This is a genomic window from Algoriphagus sp., from assembly GCF_039969895.1.
Taxonomy (GTDB): Bacteria; Bacteroidota; Bacteroidia; order Cytophagales; family Cyclobacteriaceae; genus Algoriphagus.
The window spans coordinates 128,651-153,310 of the sequence record NZ_JBDVMZ010000026.1 but is presented as its reverse complement, the minus strand read 5'-3'; the positions used below and the strand labels follow the sequence as shown (position 1 = coordinate 153,310).

General features: G+C 41.8%; 26 protein-coding genes. 12 read left to right on the top strand and 14 right to left on the bottom strand.

From position 1 onward, the window contains the following. Positions 1-82 precede the first annotated feature (82 nt). From ABJH64_RS18985 to ABJH64_RS18975, 3 genes are read right to left on the bottom strand one after another with little or no spacing between them, the layout of a single operon-like run. A complete protein-coding gene (locus ABJH64_RS18985) occupies positions 83-679 on the bottom strand; it encodes a bifunctional nuclease family protein (protein ID WP_348274275.1) in 597 nt (198 codons plus the stop codon). 6 nt (positions 680-685) lie between these two features. Next, entirely contained in the window at positions 686-1,654 is a 969-nt protein-coding gene (locus ABJH64_RS18980; RefSeq protein WP_348299019.1) for an electron transfer flavoprotein subunit alpha/FixB family protein, read from the bottom strand. A 35-nt stretch (positions 1,655-1,689) separates the two neighbouring features. After that, a complete protein-coding gene (locus ABJH64_RS18975) occupies positions 1,690-2,427 on the bottom strand; it encodes an electron transfer flavoprotein subunit beta/FixA family protein (RefSeq protein ID WP_348274277.1) in 738 nt (245 codons plus the stop codon). Between the two features lie 74 nt (positions 2,428-2,501). On the opposite strand from ABJH64_RS18975, the gene ABJH64_RS18970 reads away from it, so the two are divergent. Continuing rightward, entirely contained in the window at positions 2,502-2,834 is a 333-nt protein-coding gene (locus tag ABJH64_RS18970) for a tetratricopeptide repeat protein (RefSeq protein WP_348274278.1), read from the top strand. 328 nt (positions 2,835-3,162) lie between these two features. After that, a complete protein-coding gene (locus tag ABJH64_RS18965) occupies positions 3,163-3,648 on the top strand; it encodes a hypothetical protein (protein ID WP_348274279.1) in 486 nt (161 codons plus the stop codon). A 5-nt stretch (positions 3,649-3,653) separates the two neighbouring features. On the opposite strand, the gene ABJH64_RS18960 is transcribed toward ABJH64_RS18965, so the two are convergent. Next, a complete protein-coding gene (locus ABJH64_RS18960) occupies positions 3,654-4,652 on the bottom strand; it encodes a zinc-binding dehydrogenase (RefSeq protein WP_348274280.1) in 999 nt (332 codons plus the stop codon). Between the two features lie 183 nt (positions 4,653-4,835). Then, positions 4,836-6,416: a replicative DNA helicase gene (gene dnaB, locus ABJH64_RS18955; protein WP_348274281.1), complete on the bottom strand. Its 1,581-nt coding sequence runs from the start codon at positions 6,414-6,416 to the stop codon at positions 4,836-4,838. Positions 6,417-6,717: 301 nt separating this feature from the next. Here dnaB and ABJH64_RS18950 point away from each other — a divergent pair, with 301 nt between their 5' ends. Beyond that, complete coding sequence (locus ABJH64_RS18950; RefSeq protein ID WP_348274282.1) at positions 6,718-7,842, top strand: hypothetical protein; 1,125 nt, start codon at positions 6,718-6,720, stop codon at positions 7,840-7,842. A gap of 1 nt (position 7,843) precedes the next feature. Here the strand turns inward: ABJH64_RS18950 and ABJH64_RS18945 are convergent, their stop codons facing one another. Continuing rightward, on the bottom strand, positions 7,844-8,548 hold the full coding sequence (locus tag ABJH64_RS18945; RefSeq protein ID WP_348299102.1) for a DUF2927 domain-containing protein: 705 nt from the start codon (positions 8,546-8,548) through the stop codon (positions 7,844-7,846). Between the two features lie 143 nt (positions 8,549-8,691). Between ABJH64_RS18945 and ABJH64_RS18940 the strand changes: the two genes are divergently transcribed. Both ABJH64_RS18940 and ABJH64_RS18935 read left to right on the top strand, forming a co-directional pair. Then, positions 8,692-10,047: a Mur ligase family protein gene (locus ABJH64_RS18940; RefSeq protein WP_348275803.1), complete on the top strand. Its 1,356-nt coding sequence runs from the start codon at positions 8,692-8,694 to the stop codon at positions 10,045-10,047. Positions 10,048-10,050: 3 nt separating this feature from the next. After that, positions 10,051-10,854: a 3'-5' exonuclease gene (locus tag ABJH64_RS18935; RefSeq protein WP_348275804.1), complete on the top strand. Its 804-nt coding sequence runs from the start codon at positions 10,051-10,053 to the stop codon at positions 10,852-10,854. 120 nt (positions 10,855-10,974) lie between these two features. Here the strand turns inward: ABJH64_RS18935 and ABJH64_RS18930 are convergent, their stop codons facing one another. Continuing rightward, positions 10,975-11,766 (bottom strand): M48 family metallopeptidase, encoded by a 792-nt coding sequence (locus tag ABJH64_RS18930; RefSeq protein WP_348275805.1) that lies wholly within the window; start codon positions 11,764-11,766, stop codon positions 10,975-10,977. Positions 11,767-11,848: 82 nt separating this feature from the next. Between ABJH64_RS18930 and ABJH64_RS18925 the strand changes: the two genes are divergently transcribed. After that, a complete protein-coding gene (locus ABJH64_RS18925; RefSeq protein ID WP_348275806.1) occupies positions 11,849-12,355 on the top strand; it encodes a DUF4442 domain-containing protein in 507 nt (168 codons plus the stop codon). On the opposite strand, the gene ABJH64_RS18920 is transcribed toward ABJH64_RS18925, so the two are convergent. Then, on the bottom strand, positions 12,352-13,086 hold the full coding sequence (locus ABJH64_RS18920) for a carboxypeptidase-like regulatory domain-containing protein (protein ID WP_348299099.1): 735 nt from the start codon (positions 13,084-13,086) through the stop codon (positions 12,352-12,354). The genes ABJH64_RS18925 and ABJH64_RS18920 overlap by 4 nt on opposite strands. 85 nt (positions 13,087-13,171) lie before the next feature. Next, positions 13,172-13,843, bottom strand: coding sequence for a DUF6503 family protein (locus ABJH64_RS18915; protein ID WP_348276123.1), 672 nt, complete (start codon positions 13,841-13,843; stop codon positions 13,172-13,174). Positions 13,844-13,879: 36 nt separating this feature from the next. On the opposite strand from ABJH64_RS18915, the gene ABJH64_RS18910 reads away from it, so the two are divergent. Further along, positions 13,880-14,758, top strand: a complete 879-nt coding sequence (locus tag ABJH64_RS18910) for a glutamate--tRNA ligase family protein (protein WP_348276122.1) — start codon at positions 13,880-13,882, stop codon at positions 14,756-14,758. A 240-nt stretch (positions 14,759-14,998) separates the two neighbouring features. On the opposite strand, the gene ABJH64_RS18905 is transcribed toward ABJH64_RS18910, so the two are convergent. The 4 genes from ABJH64_RS18905 to ABJH64_RS18890 all read right to left on the bottom strand — a co-directional run bounded on the left by ABJH64_RS18905 (position 14,999) and on the right by ABJH64_RS18890 (position 18,672). Continuing rightward, positions 14,999-16,480, bottom strand: a complete 1,482-nt coding sequence (locus tag ABJH64_RS18905) for a carboxypeptidase (RefSeq protein WP_348276121.1) — start codon at positions 16,478-16,480, stop codon at positions 14,999-15,001. Positions 16,481-16,566: 86 nt separating this feature from the next. After that, entirely contained in the window at positions 16,567-17,268 is a 702-nt protein-coding gene (locus ABJH64_RS18900; RefSeq protein ID WP_348276120.1) for a potassium channel family protein, read from the bottom strand. Then, on the bottom strand, positions 17,269-18,063 hold the full coding sequence (locus ABJH64_RS18895; protein ID WP_348276119.1) for a PhzF family phenazine biosynthesis isomerase: 795 nt from the start codon (positions 18,061-18,063) through the stop codon (positions 17,269-17,271). It lies immediately after the preceding gene. 93 nt (positions 18,064-18,156) lie between these two features. Continuing rightward, entirely contained in the window at positions 18,157-18,672 is a 516-nt protein-coding gene (locus ABJH64_RS18890; RefSeq protein WP_348276118.1) for a DinB family protein, read from the bottom strand. Positions 18,673-18,740: 68 nt separating this feature from the next. Here ABJH64_RS18890 and ABJH64_RS18885 point away from each other — a divergent pair, with 68 nt between their 5' ends. The 4 genes from ABJH64_RS18885 to ABJH64_RS18870 all read left to right on the top strand — a co-directional run bounded on the left by ABJH64_RS18885 (position 18,741) and on the right by ABJH64_RS18870 (position 23,112). Continuing rightward, positions 18,741-20,087: a M28 family metallopeptidase gene (locus ABJH64_RS18885; RefSeq protein ID WP_348276117.1), complete on the top strand. Its 1,347-nt coding sequence runs from the start codon at positions 18,741-18,743 to the stop codon at positions 20,085-20,087. A gap of 98 nt (positions 20,088-20,185) precedes the next feature. Beyond that, positions 20,186-20,728 (top strand): ferritin, encoded by a 543-nt coding sequence (locus ABJH64_RS18880; protein WP_348276116.1) that lies wholly within the window; start codon positions 20,186-20,188, stop codon positions 20,726-20,728. Positions 20,729-20,930: 202 nt separating this feature from the next. After that, entirely contained in the window at positions 20,931-21,941 is a 1,011-nt protein-coding gene (locus tag ABJH64_RS18875) for a hypothetical protein (protein ID WP_348276115.1), read from the top strand. Between the two features lie 73 nt (positions 21,942-22,014). Beyond that, positions 22,015-23,112, top strand: a complete 1,098-nt coding sequence (locus tag ABJH64_RS18870; RefSeq protein ID WP_348276114.1) for a formylglycine-generating enzyme family protein — start codon at positions 22,015-22,017, stop codon at positions 23,110-23,112. Between the two features lie 157 nt (positions 23,113-23,269). Here the strand turns inward: ABJH64_RS18870 and ABJH64_RS18865 are convergent, their stop codons facing one another. Beyond that, complete coding sequence (locus tag ABJH64_RS18865; RefSeq protein WP_348276125.1) at positions 23,270-23,866, bottom strand: riboflavin synthase; 597 nt, start codon at positions 23,864-23,866, stop codon at positions 23,270-23,272. A gap of 110 nt (positions 23,867-23,976) precedes the next feature. On the opposite strand from ABJH64_RS18865, the gene ABJH64_RS18860 reads away from it, so the two are divergent. Then, on the top strand, positions 23,977-24,639 hold the full coding sequence (locus tag ABJH64_RS18860; RefSeq protein WP_348276113.1) for a protein-L-isoaspartate(D-aspartate) O-methyltransferase: 663 nt from the start codon (positions 23,977-23,979) through the stop codon (positions 24,637-24,639). Positions 24,640-24,660 lie beyond the last annotated feature (21 nt).

Genomic DNA, 24,660 nt, shown 5'->3' with positions numbered 1-24,660 from the left:
CACCGGGCTCTTTGCGAAAAAGTCCGGGAACTCTGTGGTAAATACAAAAAAAGCCCGAGAAAATCTCAGGCTTCATTACGTATTAGTTCCTTTTATTGATCTCATCTCGGATACGGGCTGCTCGCTCATAATCCTCGTTGTTAATCGCTTTATCGAGCATCTGATTGAGTTTATCCAAACTGAAATCTTTCAAAGAGGGCTCTTTTTTAGTTGTAAATTTTTGAGTGGAAGGCTTTGGCTCATTTTTCTCATCCTTTCTATCTACTTCATAATGCTCAACTGCCCCCTCGGACATAGCTTTTTCAGTACAATACACAGGACTTCCAAATCGTATTGCAATCGCAATCGCATCCGACGGACGAGCATCCACATCTGATTCGAGTTGGTCACTTTTACACTGGATTTTAGCATAATAGACGCCCTCCTTCATATCTGTGATCACTATTCTTTCGATATCAAAATTGAATCCTGCCGCAAAGGACTTAAACAAATCATGCGTCATGGGACGATTAGGAACGATTTTTTCGATTTCAAGGGCTATCGCCTGAGCTTCAAACATACCGATCACAATCGGCAAACGTCTAGCCCCACCCACTTCCCCTAGCACCAAGGTAAATGACCCGGATTGGGAGTGATTGGACGATAATCCTAAAATCTCAAGTTCTATGAGTTTTTCCACAAAAATTTACAATTCAGCTTTAAATGCCTCGTTTAGTTTTGGTACAACTTCAAAAGCATCTCCTACGATGCCGTAGTCAGCTGCTTTGAAAAAAGGTGCGTCTGGATCCTTATTGATCACCACGATGCACTTGGAAGAGTTAACACCTGCAAGATGTTGAATAGCTCCTGAAATTCCTATTGCTATGTACAAGGTAGGCGCCACTTTTACACCAGTTTGACCTACGTGCTCGTGATGCGGTCTCCATCCAATATCAGAAACTGGCTTGGAACACGCGGTAGCAGCGCCAAGAATTTTGGCCATTTCTTCCACCATTCCCCAGTTCTCCGGGCCTTTCAATCCACGACCACCAGACACTACGATGTCCGCTTCAGGAAGAAGCACATCGCCCGTTGCTCGCTCGGTTGAGGTGATTTTGGACGCAAAGTCTGCTTCATTTAGTGTCACATCGAAAGTCTCTACTTGCGCGTCAGCTCCGTCAGTTTTGAGATCAATCGCGTTCTTCTTTACTGCCAGGATTTTATTCTCAGTAGTTACAGTTGTTTCTGCAAAAGCTTTTCCAGTGTAAATACTTCTTTTAACTACATATCCACCCTCAGTTTTTGGTAACTCAACTACGTTGGAAACTAGGCCTGCATTCAATTTGATGGCAAGTCTTGCAGCTACAGCATCCCCTAAAGAGGATTTGGCTAGGACTAGTGTCTTTGCTCCTACCTTTTCAAAAGCCTGACCTACCGCCGAAGCATGCGCTTGAATCACTCCTGCATCCAACTTACTATCTGCGCCGTGAAGAACCTTCGCCGCTCCTGCTTTTCCTATAGCAGCTAATTCTTCGTTACCAATGGTACCAAGAGCTACTGCAACTACATCTCCTTCTCCTGTTTGTCTTGCGAGAGCATTCGCAAAAGAGACTGCCTCAAGACTGGTCTTTTTTACCTTACCCTCAGCTTGTTCTATATATACTAAAATTGACATACTATCTTAATTTATAATAAGTTATTGGGTTAATTCTAAAGTACTTTTGCTTCGTTCTTCAAAAGCTTCACCAGCTCTGCTACGTTGTCTTTATCAACCAACTTTACAGCACCTTTAGCCGGAGGAAGCTCGTATTTACTGGCTTCAGCTTGCGTATCCTGAGAAACAGGCTCCACTACATTCAAAGGCTTCGTTCTAGCAGACATAATTCCACGCATATTTGGGATTTTCCATTCTGCAATCGGCTCCTGACAACCAGCAATTAGCGGAAGAGTAGCTTCCAGCATCTCTTTTCCGCCTTCGATTTCTCTAGCCATTTTCACAACAGATCCATCTAGGTCTAGTTTCATTACTGGAGAAAATGAAGGCATGCCAAGCAGTTCGCCAACCATTCCATGGACCATTCCTCCATTGAAATCAATGGATTCTCTACCCATCAAAATCAAATCGTAAGCTCCCTCTTTCGCATAATGTGCAATCTGTTGAGATACAAAATAGGAATCCTTAGGGACGGAATTCACTCGGATAGCATCATCAGCACCAATTGCAAGGGCTTTTCTCAAAGTCGGATCTGAATCCGCCTCCCCTACATTTAAAACGGTTAATTTGCCTCCAGTTTGATCTCTCAATTCAACAGCGCGAGCCAAGGCATAATCATCGTAAGGACCAATAATATATTGAACTCCCGTAGAATCAAACTTGGTATTGTCGGCTGTAAACTGAATCTTAGAGGTAGTATCGGGTACGTGGGTGATACAAACAAGAATCTTCATTGGTTTAGAATTAGATTAGTTTAGATTTATTTCTCGTGAAATTAACAGTAAGCACTTAATTAAAAAAACTATTGATGAGCAATCTGGACAGGATACAACTCCTAAGACAATTTACCCAAGAAGAACCCGAGAACCCCTTTAACTGGTATGCTTTGGCTCTAGAGTTCCGAGAAAAAGATCAAGATGAGGCAAATACACTCTTTTCGAAATTGCTAAGGGAGCATCCAACTTACTTAGCAACCTACTTCCCGGCAGCTCATCTATTTGCTGAAATGGGCGAATTGGATCAGTCAAAGGTGGTTTTTGAAAGTGGAATAGAACTAGCTCGGGAGCAAAAGAATACCAAAGCACTGCAAGAACTTCAGAATGCTTATCAGAACTTTCTCTTCGAAAATGATATGGATTGAGTGCGGATGTTTACTTCAAAAATCATAGATATCGGCATAATTCGAGAAACTAGTCTCGAGCTTATATGATCTAGATCAAATTATTTAATCCCTTGACTTATGATTTCACAAAAAAGAAAATGACTGCTAGTCCATTTCGCTGTTGGTAAAAAATAAGAAAGAAATTAAAACTTTGCGCAACTTAAACATCGGTAACTAAGCGGTGAGCTATTCTTCTTCCAAAAGGTTAATTGACCGATAACAAAATTTTCAAGTCAAGTTCAATCACTGGAAAGAAGATTTATAGTCATTTTCTTATCTTGATCCTTCACTCCAAACCCACTACCTGATGATCAGCCAAAAAGAAATGCTTGCTCATTTTCTCCCTCTATTGGAAAAAAGTGGAAAACATTACAAAAAGAAACGTATGATTCGTGCCAAAAAGGCTCAGCCAGGACAAGTGGTGGTGACGAAGACTTCAGATGGGGAAGAAACCAAAAACACCGCCGAATCAGGAGATTGGTTAGTAGAAAACCAGACGAGCACCAATGAATTGTATCTTGTAAAAGCGGAGACTTTTGAAAAGAAATACACAATCGTTCAAGCATTGGAAAAAGGCTGGGGATGCTATCAGCCGAAGGGAGAAATACTTGGCATGGTGGTAACTGAGGCTCATTTTGAGGAGCTGGGTGCAACAACTATCCTGGAGTTTCAGGCGCCATGGAAGGACAGCATGATTTGTAAAACCGGTGACATGCTGGTAGTCCCGACAGAAAAGAATGAAATCTATCGCGTTGCGAAAAAGGAGTTTGGAGAGACCTACGTGGAGATTTAGTCCGGCTAAGGAACCAACACTATTTTGCCCATTTGCTTGCCATCTCGCATTCTGTCAAAAGCTTTTTCTGCCTCTTCAAATTTGAAAACATGATCTATGATCGGATGGATTTTCTTTTCACAAACCAAGGAAAGCATGTTCTCAAAGTCCAGATCTGAACCCATCGTAGTTCCGATGATCTTTATTTGATTCCAAAATATTCGTCTTGCTTCCAATTTACTTGGGTTGCCCAAAGTAGCTCCGTAGAAAATAATTTTTCCACCAGGTTTTACTACTTGCGTCAGATGGTTCAATGTGTCACCTACTGCACTGTCTATGATTACATCAAAGCCACTGGTAATTTCCAGCGCTTTTAAAATCCAATTGTCATCCTTGTAATCAAAGGTATAATCAACACCCAAGGATTTAGCTTTTTCCAATTTCTCAGGGCTGCTGCTACTTGTGGAAACTTTAGCTCCCAGTGCGAGCCCAAATTGTACCGCAAATTGAGCCACGCCACCACCAAAACCCGTGACTAATATATTTTCTCCCTGCTGAATGTCACCCTGATAGGAAAGCGCTCGAAAAGCAGTCAAGCCTGCCAGTGGCAATGCAGCAGCTTCTTCCCATGTCATATGGGTAGGCTTATCGTGAAGTCTATCCACAGGAACAACCACCGACTCAGCCAAAGTCCCGTTTCTAGGCATTCCAAGAATTTCAAAAGAGGCACTTTGCACTTTTTGATTTTCTCCCCAATTCAAGGCAGGATTGATAATCACTTCCTTTTGCAACCACTCATCATCTACTCCCTCTCCTATTTCAGCTACTATTCCAGCTCCATCAGATCCAAGTACTATTCCATCCTGGATATTAGGATACAAACCTTTTCTACACCATTCGTCACGATGATTTAAGGCTGCTGCTTTAATTTGAACTCTTACTTCACCTGGAAGCAAGGCTCGTGACTGAAGGTCAGTAAGAAGTAGTTTGGAATCTTGAGTTCTATCCAATGTAATTGCCTTCATAGGGGTATTTTGATGTTCAATAATCTGGTTAAGTAAGAATGGATCAGTAAAGATTAAAAGCGACTAATCATATGGTTAACTTTAGTAGTGAAATCACTCGGTCTCCGGTCTCCGATCTTCCGTCTCCCAACAGATTATTCAATGTGATTCATTAAATGGCTTCCAAGAGATTCAATACACTAGTTAAAATGCGTCTTCGGAGTTATTTCTGCTCAGCAAGTCGTCTCCATCATCGCTATTGGCTCTGCTTTGAAGCTTGATGGTATTTCCAGAGTCAAACTCAGAAACACCACTGGATTGAGCAGCAAATGTTGGTCTGTAAACAGCATTTCCACCCTGAGGATCTTGCATATTTCCGAAGCCATCCAAATCCTGAAATTTGGTATATCTACCGATAAATCGAAGTTTCACGTTATCCAAAGAACCATTTCTGTGCTTCGCAATAATTACTTCCCCTACGCCCTGGGTAGAATTCCCGTCTTCGTCTTCGGTGATTCCATAATATTCCGGACGGTAAAGGAACATGACCATATCGGCATCTTGCTCGATCGCTCCTGATTCCCTCAAATCCGAAAGTTGTGGACGCTTATCCCCTCCTCTGGTCTCCACCGCTCTGGAAAGCTGCGAAAGGGCAATCACCGGAACTTCCAATTCCTTTGCGATTTTCTTCAGCGCCCGGGAAATACTGGCAATTTCCTGCTCTCGATTTCCTCCTCCACCACTTTTAGAGTCACCTGACATTAGCTGCAAGTAATCTATCACGATCATTTGGATGTCATGTTGCGCTTTTAGCTTTCTACATTTTGCACGAAGCTCAAGAATAGAAAGTGCTGGGGTATCATCTACGAAAAGTGGGGCTTTGGAGAGTTTGGCAGTCTTGTGAACCAACTGAGCCCACTCATGGTCGGCCAAAGAACCCTTTTTGATTTTCTCTGAATCCAATTCAGCTTCAGAAGAAATTAATCGATTTACCAACTGGATGGAGGACATTTCTAGGGAAAAAATAGCCACAGGACGACTGTGATCTACCGCTGCATTTCTCAACACAGAAAGTACAAAGGCAGTCTTACCCATCGCTGGACGAGCCGCAATAATTACCAGATCCGATTTTTGCCATCCTGAAGTCACCCGATCCAAGGCTGTCAACCCAGAGGGAACACCAGTCAAACCATCCTTTTGGCCTTTTCTGGCTTCCAACTCTATGATCGCTTCCCGCATGATGGACTTCATATCGGAGTAGTTCTTTCGGATATTCTTTTCAGATATCTCAAAGAGATTCTGCTCCATTTTATCCAACAACTCGAAAACGTCGGTCGTCTCCTCGTACGCATCCTTCTGAATATCCGAAGCAATTTTGATCATTTCCCGCTTGATGGATTGTTCGGTAATGATTCGGGCGTGGTACTCGATGTTGGCAGCCGAGGCTACTTTTGAAGTTAATTCAGTGACATAGAATGCACCACCTGCTATTTCCAACGAACCGCTTTTGCGAAGCTGAGAAGTCACGGTAAGCAAATCAATCGGCTGACTTTCTGTAAAAAGATCTAAAATCGCCTGAAAAATTTTTTGGTGAGAATCCTTGTAGAAACTCTCCACCTTAAGGATATCTATCACATTAGTGAGCGCATCTTTCTCAAGCATCAATGCACCGAGCACAGCCTCTTCAAGATCTATGGCTTGAGGCGGTACTTTTCCAAGTTGATTTGTATTGGTATGCGTAGGTTTATTTCTGGTAATTCGTGGATTGCTGCTTTTCTCGGTCATAGAACAAATGTATTCGGAAATAGGCAAGAGTTTTAAACAACTTTTGCCCACGTTATTCACATGTAAATTCAAAAATCAAAAGTAGTGTCCAAAAATTGACACTCAAAAATATTCAGCTCAGTTCTCCTCACTAAGATGTTTTTCTTTCATTACTGTTCATTCACCCCTAGCTTATGTTATCACTAACCAATAATCCATAGATATACCCGTTCATACATTTTTTTAATTGAAAAAAAACTGACACAATTAAAATTGCAAATGCATTTATTTTTATTTCAAACACATTTAAACTATTATGAAAATGAAAAGTAGTCAGAAAAGAAAGTCGATCATGGCAACACTTGCTATTGCCAGCGTAGCATTCAGCTGCCAAGATCTTGCAGAAGAAACGCCAATCTCTAATGATCTTGGAGGCGGTGGATCCGATACAGAATTAACTTCTGTGGCATCTGTATCCTATGATTTTATTAATGACATCTACGTAGCCGTAGGAACGAGTAAATCTGGAGATATAGACGTATATACAGGTTCTCAGGCAGCCGGATGGGAGAAACTTGCGGAGAACCGTGATATCGACAATAGATACAGCCCCTCTGAATTTGTATCTCTAGCTTTCGGCTCGGCAGAAGCAGGCTATGGGCTAGCAGTTGGAAACAAAGATGGAAAAGGCACTTCTATCAATGCAAGGGTATTTTATGACAAGCCTTATTTTGGAGACGGTGCACCCAAGCAAATTGGTAGCTTGACAGAAGTATTGTCAGTAGAGTATGATCAAACAAACGACAAATTCATAGCTGTGGGAAAAAATGCTAGCGGATCTATCGACGTCTATGTGGGATACCACAATAATTGGACACAGCTTCAAGAAAATAGAGATATCGATAATAGATATTCGCCAGAACAATTCGTTGGTGTTTCTTTTGGGGCAGCTGACGGAGCATATGGGGTAGCCATAGGAAATGTTGCAGATTTTAAAATCGGTTTTAGACAAACAGCGCCACGAGCAACTTCTATCAATGCAAGATCATTCTACAATAATCCATGGTTTGGAGATGGAAAACCTGAAGCAATTGGTGACTTAGAAGAAGCATATGCAGTAGAATACAACCCTTCAAATGACAATTTTGTCGTGGTTGGAAGAGGTCCTGGAGGAGATATTGACGTGTACGTGGGTAACCATAAAAACTGGACAAAACTAGCTGAAAACAGAGACATCGATAACAGGTATTCAACTTCACAATTCAGTGATTTTGCAATTGGCGGTGAAGGCGCCTTGCAATATGGTGTCGCTGTAGGAAACATTCAAGATTTCACTGTTGGATTTAGAACTACAGAACCTAGAGGAACTTCTATCAATGCTAGAGTATTCTATGGCAATCCTTATTTTGGAGATGGAAAACCTGAGCCAATAACTTTAATTCCTTGATTTAATCAATAGTAATTCTTTCTAAAACCTGGCTAATACATTGGCCAGGTTTTATCTTTTCAGACATAAACTCAGCAATGAAAACCTTATCTCTAGCTGTATAGTCGGTAAAACATCTGTAGTTACCATAAAAAATGCTTTCTTGGTCAGAATAGATATCGTTTATCATACCTAAAGACTGAGTCATCTCCTCCCTCAACAAATGCTTTAAACAAGCATAGTCCGCAACAAGCGTGACATCAATCCAAGCATTTCCACTGACTATTTCATAAGAGCTTGAATTATAATCTATAGAAAAGAGCCCTCTATTCGATGCTATTAAATTCGCAGCAGAAGGCTCCCATTGTTTGACATAATCTTCACCGGAGCCAAAAAATAAGATGAAATTACTTCGCTCTACACTATTCACTAAACGAAGCGATATAGTTTCACTTAAAAAATTAATTTCATCAATAACCTCATTCAAAATCTCCTGAAGGACTTGGTCTGGCGCATTAGGAAGGTAGATAAGTATATCTTTATTCCATTTTCGGACTCGATCTACCTCCTCGCCAAATTCTGATCCAAATACCACTTCTACAAAATCTGACTCGTTCTGTGAAAGCTGAGTGTAATCCACTGCGTCGCAGGTGACGATAGGCACTTCCATTTCGCGACAGGAGAAAATCAACAAGGTGAGAAACGGCAGGTACTTGATCAGTTTCATGTGACAACTATAAATTTGCTTTATTTTGCTAAGGTATTAAATTGAGTTTCTGTTTAAAAATGTCGAATAAACATAGACCAATCCTTAGCAGCCAATTATTATTTTTAAGTTTACAGAATAATTCAATCCAATTATTTTTCCCCATGAACAACTATCATTTTATAGCCGTCGGTGGAGCTGTGATGCACAATCTGGCTTTAGCTCTAGTGGAAAAAGGCTATCAGGTAACTGGTTCAGACGATGAGATATACGAGCCATCTCGAACGAGATTAGAAAAAGCGGGAATTTTACCTGCAGATTATGGCTGGTTTCCTGAAAAAATCACCTCCAACCTAGATGGAATAATTCTAGGAATGCATGCTAGAATAGATAATCCTGAACTGGTGAAAGCGCAGGAACTCGGTATCCCTGTTTACTCCTTCCCTGAGTTTATCTTTAACCAAAGTCAAAATAAAAAGCGTGTGATCGTAGCTGGCTCACATGGCAAAACTTCTATCACCTCTGTGATTCTGCACGTACTGAAGGATCAAAATGTAGATTTTGATTACTTGGTTGGGGCGCAGATCGAAGGATTTGACCTGATGGTGAAGCTATCTGATGCTCCTGTCATCATCATTGAAGGTGACGAATACCTCACCTCTCCACTTGACAGAACTCCGAAATTTTTCCATTACAAGCATGATATTGCTTTGGTGAGCGGAATCGCCTGGGATCATTATAATGTTTTTCCAGACTTTGAGGAATACAAAGAACAGTTCAGCAAGCTGATGAATCTCACACCTGTGGATGGAGAGTTGATCTACTGCGAAGCGGATCCTTTGGTGAAAGAGGCAGCAGAGAAAAGCACCATAGCTGCTAAGAAAACCGCCTACAGGGCTCATCCAGCACGTATTGTTGATGGAAAAACATTTCTGGAAACGGAGAACGGACTGGTCCCTATCTTCATTTTCGGAGAGCACAATCTGCAAAACCTTAAGGGTGCACTAGACATTTGCTTGGCTTTGGGTCTAACGAAAGAGCAGTTCTACAAAAGTATCCAGACATTCAAAGGCGCAGCAAAACGTCAGGAGCTGTTGGTGCAAACTGATAATTCCAGCCTTTTCCGTGACTTTGCCCATGCGCCATCTAAATTGAAAGCAACTGTATCAGCAGTGAAAACTCAGTTTCCAAACCGAAAGCTTATCGCCGTGCAGGAGTTGCATACGTATTCCTCCTTGAACAAGGAGTTTTTACCAAACTACGCGAAATCCATGGAAGCTGCTGATGTAGCCATTGTATATCTCGATCCTCACGCTGTGGCGCTAAAAAAGCTGGAATTAATGGACGAAGAGACATTGAGAGCAGGCTTCCAAAGAGCAGATTTAAAATTATTTACCGATAGCAAAAGCCTGAAAGAATACCTTTTGGAACAAGATTACACTAATTCTAACCTACTTTTGATGAGTTCAGGATCTTATGATAAAATGGACCTGGAGCCGATTAAAGCTAAATTCAACTAACCCATGCAATTAAACTTAAAGAATTCAATCGCATTTTTTGACCTAGAGGCAACAGGTGTAAATATCTCCACCGATCGTATAGTGGAGATTTCTATAGTGAAAGTAAATCCTGATAGTGGACAAGAAATCTATACTAAAAAAATCAACCCTACCATTCCTATCCCCTTGGAGGCATCGCTGATTCACGGGATTTATGACAAGGACGTGAAGGAAGCTAGTACCTTCAAGGAGCTGGCAAAAGAGATCGTTCAGTTTATCGGTCAATCTGATCTGGCAGGTTTCAATATTTTGAAGTATGACATTCCGCTGTTGGTGGAAGAGTTTCTTAGAGCTGGAATTGAGTTTGACGTGGAAAAGCGCAACCTACTCGATGCGCAGAAGATCTTTTTCATGATGGAAAAGCGCAACCTGACCTCAGCCTATAAGTTCTACTGTGGCAAAAACCTTGAAAATGCGCACTCTGCTGAAGCAGACACGCTTGCGACTTTGGACGTTTTTAGAGCACAAGTTGAGCGATACTTGGGTGAGGAAATGGAAGACCTTCAAGGAAATAAAGTAGGAATTTTCGAAAATGACATGAAGAAACTTCATGAGTTGCTCAACGAAAAGATGGTGGATCTAGCCGGACGTTTTGTATTCAATAACGACGGTGTGGAGGTTTTTAACTTTGGCAAGCAAAAAGGAACTCCGGTATCTCAAGTGCTCAAGGATGAACCTGGATATTATGATTGGATGATGCGAGGAGATTTCCCGCTCGACACCAAACGGAAACTTACCCAGATCAAATTGAGAGAATTCAATAGATAGGTTTTTTGTTTGGAAGACTAGCGACCGATGATTGAAGCAAGTAGCAGTTTGGAGTTGATGCTGAAATGCTTTTCAATTTTCTAATCAAAATAAAACCCGGAGGCTTCTCCGGGTTTTTTGTTACTCTTTATAAAATTCCAATGCCTTAGGCATGTGCTTATTTAGTTTGTCTATTCTGGTTTTGGAAGCAGGGTGAGTAGAAAGAAATTCTGGTGGTGCTTGGCCATTTTCATTTTGCAGCATTCGCTCCCAAAATACCGGAGCCTCACGAGGATCATATCCTGCTATCGCCATAAAGGTCAAACCCAATTCGTCTGCTTCCAACTCATGTTTTCTGGAGAAGCTCAACATTCCCAACTCACTTCCTATACCTACAGATTGCAGGAATATAGCTTGAGTCATGGTGGGATTCTGGCCGATCGCAGAGGACAAAACCCCTACTCCTAGCTCTGTAAGCATCCCGTTAGACATTCGCTCGGCAGAATGCGAAGCTACGGCGTGGGCTATTTCATGGCCCATGACCACAGCAATACCCGTTTCTGTCTGAGTCAAGGGCATAATTCCGGTATAGAATGCGACCTTTCCGCCAGGCATACACCACGCATTCACCTGATCCGATTGAAGTAAGTTAAACTCCCAGTTGAATGAATTAGCTAATTCCTGGTATCCCTGAGAAATCAAATAACTCTCAACTGCCTTTGCCATGCGATTCCCCACTTTGAGCACTTTTTGCCCGTCAGGGGTGTTTGTGACTACCTTGTCTTCTTTTAGTACTTGGTCGTATTGTTCATTCACTAATGGTTGAATCTCTTCATTCGATACTAATGCGAGCTGATTTCTCCCTGTCAGAGGAACTTTCGCGCAGGCATACATAAGTAATCCGGCGCTGAATAGTAATGCTATCTTTTTCATGGTGGCTTATTTTTCTTGAATTGTTCCAAATTAAATACCAGAATGCATTTTTTACTACTTTAAGATTTCAATTGGACTAACTATGGAAATTCTCGAGCCCCAAAACACTTTAAAACCAGCAGCATTGGCCTACCAAAAAAAAATGAGCAATCCGCTCTATTTTTGGTTTGGGATGCTCGTCAAACTTCCCTCAGCTATATTCTGGAAGTTTAGAATAAAGGAATTGGATGCTGATAAATGCGTCGTTACGATACCGTTTACATGGAGAACTCAAAACCCTTTTAACTCCATCTATTTTGCTGCTATGGCAGGAGCGGCAGAGTTGAGTACGGGGGCATTATGTCAATTGGCCATCAGTGGTCTAGGGAAATACTCCATGTTGGTGGTGGATTTTAGAGCGGAATACTTCAAGAAGGCTAATCAAACTATCACTTTTACCTGTGATCAAGGGCAAGAACTGATCGAGCTGCTTGAACCTTTATCACCAGATGATACGGCTAAATTGAGGATGATTTCCAGCGGTAAAAATCCACAAGGCGAAGAAGTTGCCAGATTTTACGTCACATGGTCATTCAAGCGAAAGTCTTAATTCCATCCGCTTTCTCTCTTGATAAATTCGCTCAGCGTGTTATAAACCCTGTCTTTGGGCCAATCCAAAAACTCATGATAGGCATTTCCTTCATTGAATCGGATGATGATTCTATCCCATTCTGAGCGCTGCAACTGATATTTCACCATTAGGTTTTGCCTGATCGTGTCAGATTCTATGACCGCGTAGTATCCTGCTCTTCTCCTTTCCCATTCCAATTTTTTCTGATAAGCGCGCTCCTGCCTGGCTCTCTTGGTAAGTGAAGAAAGTACTCCTGCTATGGCAATCCCTCCTGTTTGATTTGGAGAATTAAGGTATCCTGCACTAATTCCACTCCTGGATGAGGGGCTTTTTTCTTCATTAGGATCGATTAGCACAAGTTTGCCGTCTTTGAATCGAAAGGCATAAGGTTCTGATTTGACTTCAAATGTGGGGAGAAATCTCGCCTTGTCCTGAATTAGAATGAGCAGAAAAGTCTCCTCTGCTAACACAATTTTTTGCTCCAAAAACCCAGGAAATGACACAAGCAACGTGTCTCCAAATTCTCCCTTGACAGAAAAATAACCACGTGAATTGGTGATTTGTCGCTGATCCGTCCCAATTACTTCTACCGAAACTCCTTCTAAATACTTCTTATCATTTGAATCCAACACATTGCCAGAGTAGGATCTCTGAGCCAATAGCGAAGGGAGAACAGCAAAATAAATAAGGATTAGAAGCCTAAATTTCATACAGACCAAAAATAAGAAGGGTTTCCTCAGCTTTGGGATATCAAACAGTTAAAGAAACTTAAGCCTAACCTAAATGTCTTCAATTTCAAAGTGATTCAATCCTAACCAACTTATCCGTTCCCAGGAATTCTGGCTTTTCGGTTCTATACCAGCTTCGATTTGCAGGAATTTTCATCCCATCAAATTCAACTAAACCTTCCAGATAAATGATTTCACCTAGTTGATTGGCCTCATCTTGATAGAATTTATAGGCGGCCATTCTATAGGTTTCGGGTTCCAAATAGAAATACCAACTATCCTTTTCATAGGGGACACGAACTACATGATACTCACGTCCATTTAGCTCCTCCATAGTTGCCAAGAGATCTATGGTAGTTCCATCGTCTTGCAACTTCATCGGAAGTCCCCACAAAAAGGTGTAATAATTCCTACTCCGCAGTGCTCGTTCTAGGGTAATCTCGCCTAAGTCCACCTGCAGCGAATCATGATGAACCTGGTAATTTGTTCCGTCAATCCTGTAAGTCATTATTGATTCAGAATTATCCAGCGAAAAACTATAGCTCCTCGATGATCTCGGTGCTGGCAAACTATCTTCTAAAACAAATGTAGCTTTGAGGTCTTTCCAGGTTCCTTTTGGATCGTGAAAAGCAATTGATTTTTCGATCAATTCTGGTCCTGTGAGGTCTGAAGGCAATTTCTCTAATGCGCATGAACTGATCAGCAAAACTGTACAAGCTAAGACTAAGGTGTTTTTCATCTCAATAAGTTAGCGTAAACTGACTAATTTCGCCACATGGAATTCAAGCTTACACGATTTGCGCCTACGCCCAGTGGATTTTTGCATCTGGGAAATCTCTATTCTTTCCTGATCACCAAAGCGCTGGCAGATAAAACCGGAGCTCAAATTCTGCTGAGAATAGATGACTTAGATCGTGATCGCTACCGACCGGAGTATGTTCAGGATATTTTTGACACGTTGGACTTCATGGAGATTGGCTTTAACATGGGGCCTAAAAACCTGCATGAATTTGAGCAGGAATGGTCTCAAATCCACAGAATGAACACTTACATGGAGGCTTTGGACGAGATTAGAGACCGAAAACTTGTTTTCGCCTGTGATTGTACCCGTAAGAAAATTCAGCAATTGGACTCTTCCGGTTACTATCTGGGACATTGTCAAGTCAGAAATATTCCCTTGGAAAGGAATGAAACCTGCTGGCGGATGGACACATTTGACACAGATTTCATTAAAGTCAACACGTATAGTGAGGGCATAAAATCTTATACGCTTCCTGAAGATTCTGCTTTTTTCATTGTAAGAAAAAAAGACAAACTCCCTGCCTATCAGCTGACTTCAGTGCTGGATGATGTAACTTATGGAGTTGACTTGATTGTGCGGGGAAATGACTTGTTTGGTTCGACCTTGGGTCAGCTGATTCTGGCACAGGGACTTGAGCTGGATTCTTTTCAACAGGCTACATTCCATCATCATCCGCTTTTAAAAGGCCCAAAAAACAAAAAACTGTCAAAATCCGAAGGGGCCACCTCCATTCAGTTTCTAAGAAATGAAGGAAAAAATCCTGCGGATGTCTATCGAATTCTGGGAGAAATGCTTGGAGCTAATGAGCCAATTAAGAATTTTGAGGAGTTTAAGGGTTTTCTGGTTTTATAACCATGGGATTTTCCGAAGGTAAACGACTTCGACTTCGCTCGGTCTGACAATTCCCTCCAACTACCAAATGACAGATTTTCAATCGAATGTTTAAGTCAGAAAAAAGCCGAAGAATATCTCCGGCTTTGGTTCTAGTTTGATGTGTACAAGGCAAGAGTGTCTTTATAAATGGAAAACACGAGATAAAAGGAAAACACGAGCGTTAGCGCTACTTCGGTCTCCTGTCTCCTATCTTCCAGCTTAATTATACTTCGCTGGCATGTCTGGCGCTACCATTGATTTTTTGATAAACTCCCGTATGTCATCATTTGAAGTCTCCAGATCCTCAGCTCTCAAGTACATCATATGACCACTTCTGTAGCCCTTCCAGGATAATCGATCTGCCATTCTACCGGATGGATCCATTTGCCAATGGTTATATTTTGCATTGAAATAGTCAGTTCCGCCATCGAAATAGCCCGATTGAGTCATTACGTGCAGGTAAGGATTTTGACGCATCGCATCTGCCAAGGCATAGCCTGTGTTCTCATTGGTTCGGTTCCAAGGATGAACTGGACCAAAAAGATTGTAAGTCAAATCCGTTTTGTAGTTGAGGTTTTCTCTCACATAAATCTGAAAAGAAGGCGCAAAGGCATGATTCCAGGAAGATAACGCCGGATCAAAATCAGGTCTAGAACCTGTGCCTGCATTGTCAAAGCCTTTGTATCTACTATCCAATCTACCGATAGTCATGCCTTTGTCTCGTAGCAGTTCTTTCCAGAAGAAATTAGTAGGAATCATCAAATTATGCTCAAGTATTACCTCTTTGCTCAATCCTGAATACAAAGCATATTTGCTAGCGATAGCATCACGCTCTGTAGCAGATAGCATTCCGCCTTTCACCACGGCAGGAATTAGTTCGTTGATGGTGAACGCTTCCACTTCTGGAAGTATTTCGTCTAGATCCTTGCTTTGCAAAGAGGCATCCAGTGCCTTGTGATACCAAGCTGTCGCGGCATAATACGGAAGGTAATTGGAGGTATGAATAGGTTCACCTCGCTCTATACCCATTTCAGTAGGAGAAACTAATATCACCCCGTTGAAATACATCCAATGAGAATTTTGCAACTGAGCTACCAGGCCTGCCACACGGGTAGTTCCGTAGCTTTCACCTATCAAATATTTTGGCGAAGCCCAGCGCTCCTTACGTGTCACAAAGGTATTCACCCAATCTGCGAGGTATTTAATATCCGAGTTGATTCCAAAGAAAGTAGATCGATCCACCTCTTCATCTACGATTCTCGAGAAACCTGTATTCACTGGATCCACATAGACAATATCCGCTACATCGAGGATAGAGTGTGGATTTGATTTGGTTCCGTAAGGCTGAAGCGGATAGCCCTCATCGTCAATATTCAACACCACTGGACCGGTGTAGGCTATATGCATCCAAATAGATGCAGAACCCGGGCCTCCATTGAAGGAAATTACGAGCGGGCGGGTAGTCTTATCTGTAATGTCTGTACGCTCATAGTAGGTATAGAACAAAGAAGCGATCGGTTTTCCCTTATCATTCCAAACTGGCTGAGTACCCGCAGTAGCAGTATAGGGCACTTTCTTGCCTTTGATGGTAGTGGAATGAGTGGTGACCACTGCCGATTCCACTTCGATTTGTCTTTCCGTTTGCGCCAGCAAAATGGTAATGCAGAGGGAAAAGAGTAGCGTTAAACTTATTTTTCTCATAAAGTATGGGGTATTATAATTCGATTTTGAAGCTACAAATACTTACTAAAAACGGTGGGAATTATTACATAGATGGAGAGTCAAAGCTAGGATTTACTAGTAGAAACTAACCTGGCAATCACCACTGCTGGATATAAGATTCCGATGGTGGAGAGAAAAACTGACAGCATCTTGGACATCACCTGAATAGGATACAAATCCCCGAAACCAACCGTCGTCAGTGATACTAAACTAAAGTAAATATAGAGTGCAAAATCCTTATCTAATCCTTCCAACTGCTGCGCTCCTCCTATGCCAGATCCAGTGGTGAGATATATAATTTCAAATAGAAAAGCCCCAAAGATTGCTACGAGCAAATAGACATTTATCGCTCCAATGACCCGATAGATATTCACTTCATGGTTTCTAAATAATAATTTGATATTCAGAAATATAAAGACCATCATATTCAGAATTCCGACGATACGTTCCGCCAAATAGAACTCAAAATCATAATTAGAAAAGCGTAAAATCCTCAACCCAAATTGGGTTATGAAAAGTATAGAAGTGACCACAATTAGCGGCTTATGTCGAGAAGACCAAATACCCGTAAAAAAAAGAAATAAAAATACCGCATTGACAAAAAAGGCATGGACATGACCATATTCTATCAGAATAGGAAGTGCAAAAACGGTGAATAGCAAAATGAGTAGCAACACCGCGAAGCTTGCATCCGTCAACCAATACTCGGTAAATGACCTGAAAGCGTACCTTACCTGTCGCTTTTTCTTATGTACAAATTGATTCATCTAAAATTCCATTTCTCCTGACATCACCTTCACCGCTTGGCCTCGGATAATCACCCGATTTTCTCTTCGTTCTAAGTACAGTTCCCCTCCCCTTTGACTAGCCTGATAGGCCTTCAAGTTAGTTTTTCCGGAGCGCTGAAACCAATAATCCATCAAGGCGCAATGAGCAAATCCCGTCACCGGATCCTCATCGATGCCAACACCCGGCCCAAAATAACGACTTACAATATCATAGTCATCATCGCCTGCAGCTGTGATGATCATGCCTTCTTCACTGTGTTTTTTCACCAAGGCAAAATCAGGTACACAAAACTTTACTTCAGCGGCATTAGCCAGCTCCACTATCCAATTCCGCTTCAATTTGGCAGCTTGAATGATCTTAGCTCCAAAGAAATCCTTTTCAAAAAAGGGATGCTTAGCTCTCTCAGTGGGAATTATCGGAAAATCCATCTCTACCCAGTCCCCATCACTTTTCACCCTAAGTTCACCACTACGCGTCTGGAATCGGATCGTCTCGTTAGGTTGTGCCCAGCCGGCCTTCACCATCCAGAAAACTGAAGCCAAGGTGGCATGCCCACAAAGATCAACTTCCAGCAGCGGAGTGAACCAGCGCAAACTAAACGAATCAGATTCCTCTGTTCTAGCTACAAAAGCCGTCTCGCTGAGGTTCATTTCCGTAGCAACAGCCTGCATTTGTTCCGGTGTGAGTTCCTGATCTAATAAGCAAACAGCCGCAGGATTACCTGAAAACGGGGTCTTGGTAAAGGAGTCAAGCGTGGTTATGGACAATTTCATGACGTTAGTTAAGTTGGGTATTGTACAGTTGAAAACACTCAAAAGCGCACCAATGTCATCTTTGGTCTGCTAGGAAGCTTTTCGATTTCAAGGCTAATAGCGCTCTTTAAGTATGTTCAGATGATGTATGAAATGTCCGGGTATAATCCAGAATAAAGATCTTGGGGTGATAGGATTACCACTGGCAGTACCCACCAAGTCTAAGGAATCTTCCGGTAAGATTCTAATCATAGATAATAAAGCGATTCGTTGGGCGACGAAATCATCCAACAAAAAATGAACAGGTACCTGACCAAATCTCGCATGGAGCACATAAGGGTTTTGATCAAAGCCAGGTAGAGAGGATTTCTCACCTCGAGCAAAACATAGTGCTCTGAATGTCATGATACGTTCAGTATCGATCACATGTCCCAGTACTTCTTTAGGCGTCCATTTTCCTTCTTGATACGCCGTCTCGGACCAGTTTTCTCCTTTTTGCTTGAATAAAGAAGTCAATAAATCCGTTTGCTGATGAATCTGTTCTTCGTAGTTATTTCCAGAGACGAGATTGAGGTAAGTGGAGAAAAAAGCTGAATAATCACCTACTTTGGGCTGGTCAAGTATTTTCATGTAAAAAAGCTTTGGCTTGAAATTTTATGCAATAAATTTAAGTCATAAGTATAAAACACAGGTATAACATGCATAAAAAATTACTAATTCTCTTTTTGGCGCTAGGTAGCCAAACCGCATTTTCACAAACGACTGTAATCAGAAATCCAGAAATAGCTCAAATGGTAGCAGCCATTTCTTCCGATTCTCTAGAACATCATGTGCGAAGTTTGGCATCCTTCACTTCTCGCCACACCCTAAATACGAATGCGAAGGATGGTATGCCCGCAGCTCAGCAGTATGTACTTTCAAAATTCAACTCTTTTGCGAAGCAATCTGGAGGGAGAATGACTGCCAAAATAGAGCAATTCACAATTCCAGGGGATAAAAGAAGAATAGTTGAAGATTCTCCCGGCGCAAATGTCCTAGCTACACTCAAAGGTACAAATCCAGAAGACGACCGAATATTCATCGTCTCTGGTCATATGGACAGTAGAAATAAAGACGTCATGGATGCAGAAGGTAGTGCGCCAGGTGCGAATGATGACGGAAGCGGAACGGCTGCTGTGATTGAATTGGCACGGGTGATGGCAAGCCATGAATTCTCTGCGACTATACTATTTGTTGCATTTACAGGTGAAGAGCAAGGTCTCAAAGGCGCAACTTACATGGCAGACAAAGCAAAGGCTGAAGGATGGAACCTCGCAGCAGTGCTGAATAATGATATTATGGGAAACAGCAGTTCTTCCGAAACCTTGATCAAAGACAATTTGAAATTGCGCGTCTTTTCGGAAAGTATCCCTATCGCCGAAACAGAGCAGGAAGCCAACATCAGAAGGTATATCAATGCTGAGAATGACAGCAAATCCAGACAACTCGCTCGCTATATCAAGGAACTTGGAGAGCGGTATGTAGATCAACTTGAAGTGAAATTAATTTATCGTTCTGATCGGTTCTTGAGAGGTGGGGATCAAACTGCCTTTGCCAGAAATGCCTTCACCGCTGTCAGGATGTCCGAAATGAATGAAAATTTTCTACACCAGCATGAGAATGTACGAGTAGAAGATGGTGTTCAATATGGGGATTTACCTGAGTTTATGGATTTCGAATACCTGAGAAAAGTGTCAGCAGTGAACCTGGCTTCTCTGGCTTCTTTGGCTAATTCCCCAGATCAGCCTAAAGATGTGAGAATTGATGTACGTGGATTGAGCAACAAATCAACTTTGCTTTGGAAAGCCCCAGAGATCGGAAAAGTGGCAGGATACTATGTTTTGATGAGAGAAACTTCCGAAGCAATGTGGGAGCGAAAATTCTGGACTACCGAGACCACCTTGACGCTACCTTATTCTAAAGACAACTATTTCTTTGCCGTACAAGCAGTCTCCGAATCCGGTGCCGAGAGTCTTCCTGTGTTCCCTACTCCACTCTCCAGGTGATCCCAGTTCTTAATTAAATCAATTCCAAATTCCTGAAAAAATGAGGCTTATGGAACCACTACACGTATATTCGGTTAACTATTGCAAATACTAAAACTATGAAAGCTAAAGAAATCGTAACGCTACAGCGTTCCTTGCTAGTCGATACAGAGAAATTACTAAACCAGCAAGTAGAAATGGAAGGTAAATCCTCCGCTTACTACTTATCGATGGCGTCTTGGTGCCACATGATGGGCTACGAAAATTCCTCCAAATACCTCTACACCCATGCAGACGAAGAGCGTATGCATATGATGAAGATTTTTCAATACATCAACGAAGCAGGAGGACATGCCATTCAGCCGGAAATCACTGGCATCAGGCATAATTTTAATTCATTGAGAGAAATCTTTGAATTGATTCTTGAGCATGAAATCGCAGTCACCAAATCCATTAATAATATCGTAGATCATGCCTTCACTAAAAAGGATTTTGCAACCTTCAGCTTCATGCAGTGGTATGTCACTGAGCAGCGTGAAGAGGAGACTATGTCCAGAAGAGCCCTTGAACTTTTCGATATTATTGGAGAAGAAGGCGTAGGACTATGGACCATAGATCAGGAACTCGGCAAGCTCCATGCAGCTGCCCATCCACAAGCTTAAAAATAAAGCGGCTCAACAGCCGCTTTTTTTACGCCCTAATTGATCTAGCAGCCCAGACTCTCTGCTCATTCAGTTAATTATATAGGTGATTTTAAAGCGTTTAGAATGATTATTTTAAAATAGATTCATTTTTTCTTTTCCTACTTTCATATAACTTGATGGTGAAAAACCCCCTCAAAACCACCTAAAAACCCTTTTTGCCATGAGTTTTAACAAAAGCCAAGCGGCATTTTTTCAGGCACTCAAATCATCTATTCCAAGTTATACTTCTTTGGTAGATGAGATATCTGAAATTCTAAGTATCAGCATTGATAGCGCATACAGAAGGATTCGTGGTGAAAAACTTCTGGACTTTGAAGAGTTGGAAATTCTCTGCAACCGATTCAACACCTCTGTTGACTCATTTTTCAATCTCAATAACAATAGGATACTTTTTCAAGGAAATCAAAATGACTATCAGGAGAATAGCTTCATGAAGTGGATGGAGGACGTATATGCACAATTGAATTTGGTAAATAGCTTCTCCAAAAAGCATATCTATTGGCTGGTAAAAGATATGCCCCCATTTCACCATTATTACCACAAGGAATTAGCTGCTTTCAAGTTCTTTTTCTGGCGAAAATCAATTCTCTTCAACGATAGTCTCAAAGACACCAAGTTTTCGATTAAAGACAATTCCTACGATCAGTTTGCAGAGATCACCGAAAAAATCTTAAAGGCCTACCATAAAATTCCTACCACAGAAATTTGGAACATTGAGGGGATAAGTGTCACGATTCGGCAGATCGAATTATACCATGAAATGGGGATCATGACCTCTTCAGAAGACACCTTATTTCTATACAATTGCATGCTGGAGGTGATTGATAATCTGGAGAGAATGGCGGAGAAAGGCAAGAAAATCATTCCTGCACACCCTGAAAGTGAAGGAGCTGATTACAACTTTTTTGTAAATGAATTTATCATTGGTGACAATACTTTTTTTGCGACGATGGACGAAAATAAAGTCACCTACCTCAATCACAGCGTTATCTACTTTCATGGGACTTCTGACCCAGCTTTTAACAATGCCATGTTCAGAAACCTTGAAAATCTCATCAAAAAGTCAACACAAATCAGCGTAGTATGTGAGAAAGAGCGAAAGCAATTCTTTAACAAATTGCGTAAAAAAGTCACCGAAAGGATCAATGCGATACCTTTGGAAGAAGAGTAATCCTTCTTTACTTCGTTTATTCTTTCGGATAAAGAATAGTTTCCACTACTTTTAACCTTGAAGGAATCTACTTATGAAAAATTCAATAAAAAACAGTTTAGCTAGCCTTGTTCTGCTTGGTAGTTCATTAATTTCCTGTCAGGAAAAACCCACCGAACAGGTCATCGATGAAGATAAAATGATCATCGCCACTATGCCAGAACCTAAAGAGAAAGTCGAAGGAATGGTATGGATCCCCGGTGGAGAATTTGTAATGGGTACCAATGAAGTGGACGCTTACGCGGCCGAAAAGCCTGCGGTAGATCTCAAAGTCACAGGTTTTTGGATGGACACTCACGAAGTTACCAATGCACAATTTGCCAAATTCGTAGAGGAAACCGGATACATTACGATAGCTGAAAAAGATCTAGATTGGGAAGAGCTAAAAGTACAGCTTCCGCCTGGCACGCCGAAGTTGCCTGATTCCGACCTGAAAGCAGGATCCATGGTATTTAGTCCTCCGCCCTACCCTGTCCCGAAGCAAGATATTTCACTTTGGTGGAAATGGGTAAATGGGGCTAGTTGGAAAAATCCAGAAGGTCCTGGATCGGATTTGAAAGGAAAAGAAAACCATCCTGTAGTACATATCGCCTACGATGACGCAGTCGCCTATGCCGAATGGGCGGGAAAACGTCTTCCCACTGAGACGGAATGGGAGTTTGCAGCACGAGGTGGCGCTAATGGCAGAAGGTTTGTTTGGGGTGATGAGTTGACTCCAAACGGGCAATATTTGGCAAATACTTTCCAGGGAAATTTCCCTAATGACAACAAGGGCTTGGATGGATTTACCGGCACATCTCCAGTAAAATCTTTTGCTCCCAATACCTTTGGCCTTTATGATATGATCGGAAATGTATGGGAATTGACAGGCGACTGGTATGATGCACTGAAATATGCTAGGATAGCTGGACAAGCTCCCAAACTGGACGCAGGCATGAACCCTTGCTACAATCCAGACAATCCATACGCTATGGAGCGTGTCATTAAAGGTGGTTCTTACCTCTGCGCGGATAATTACTGTGTGAATTATCGCCCTTCTGCCCGCCAAGGTCAAGCATTCGACAGTGGCACTTCCAATGTAGGTTTCAGACTGGTAAAAGATGCTGAGGAAAAGACGGTCAGTATGAAGTAAGACCGCACAAGCTAATTACTACGAGTTCTAGGGAGGAAGATCACTAGGATTTCACCTAATCAAGAAGCCCAAAATCCTCAACAGGTAATAAACCCACAATAAGTTATGAACGTAGCTTCTTGTGGGTTTACTTTTTGCGTAGTGTGGTTAAAAAAAATCAAGGAAATTCATACCCTTTTGTGATTCTCTGAATATACTTCCCCAGAATATCAAACTCCAGATTCACCAAGTCACCCGGCTTCAACTGATGAAAATTGGTGTGCTCAAACGTGTAAGGAATAATCGCTACGGAGAATCTCCCAGGCCCAGAATTGAAGCAGGTCAAACTCGTCCCGTTGATGGTAATCGAGCCTTTTTCCACCGTCACATTTCCCAAGTCATGATCAAACTCCAGATCGAACACCCATGACCCATTTTGATCAGATATGTTTTTGACCTTACCGACCTGATCCACATGGCCTTGTACGATATGCCCATCAAAACGACCATTTGCAGGCATGCAGCGCTCCAAATTCACCTTCTTCCCTACTTTCCATTGCGAAAGATTTGTCTTCTGAATTGTTTCATTGATTGCTGTGACACGATAGGAATCAGGAGTAGTCTGAACCACAGTCAGACATACACCATCATGAGCTAAAGACTGATCGATTTTCAACTCAGAAGCCAGCGTGGACTCCAAATCAAAATGCACATTCGTACCGTCCTGAGTAATATCTCGTATGGTGCCAAAAGCCTCAATAATTCCTGTAAACATAGCGTTGAATTTAACTTTCAAAGTTTCAATGAGTAAGCAACAAATGCCCTATTCAAGTTCAAATTAAGCCAAATATTCCTTTATCTTCGATCGCAGAACTACAAAAATCCATGCCCCTACTCAAACTCGAAGACACGTATTTGCATAAAGGAAAACGACGCGCTCTAGTGACTTTACTACGGGAAAAAGGAATCAAAAGTGAGCGTGTCCTTCAGGCTATCAACACCTTACCCCGGCATTTTTTCTTTGATTCTGCACTCATTTCTCATGCCTACGAGGACAAAGCCTTCCCTATCGGTGAAGGTCAAACTATTTCTCAACCCTACACCGTCGCTTTTCAAACTGAACTACTTGAGCTGAAAGAAGGTGACCGTGTGCTCGAAATAGGAACTGGTTCTGGTTATCAGGGAAGCATTCTTCATTTACTTGGCGCAGAGGTGTTTACCATAGAATACCAGAAAAAATTATTTGAAGGAACCAAGCGATTCCTCACGAGATTGGGAATAGAAATGCATCTTTTCTATGGTGACGGAACCGGCGGACTTCCAGCTTATGCACCTTATGATAAAATAATTGTGACCGCTGGAGCTCCAGTGGTTCCAGAAGCGCTGATTCAGCAATTGAAAATCGGCGGCATTCTGGTAATCCCAGTTGGTGATAAGAAAAAACAAGCCATGCTCAAAATCACTAAGCGCTCGACTACTAAGGTGGATCGGGAGGAATTCGAGGGTTTTGCTTTTGTGCCACTTTTGGGAAAAGATGGATGGGGATGAGTTAATTTGATATTTCAAAGT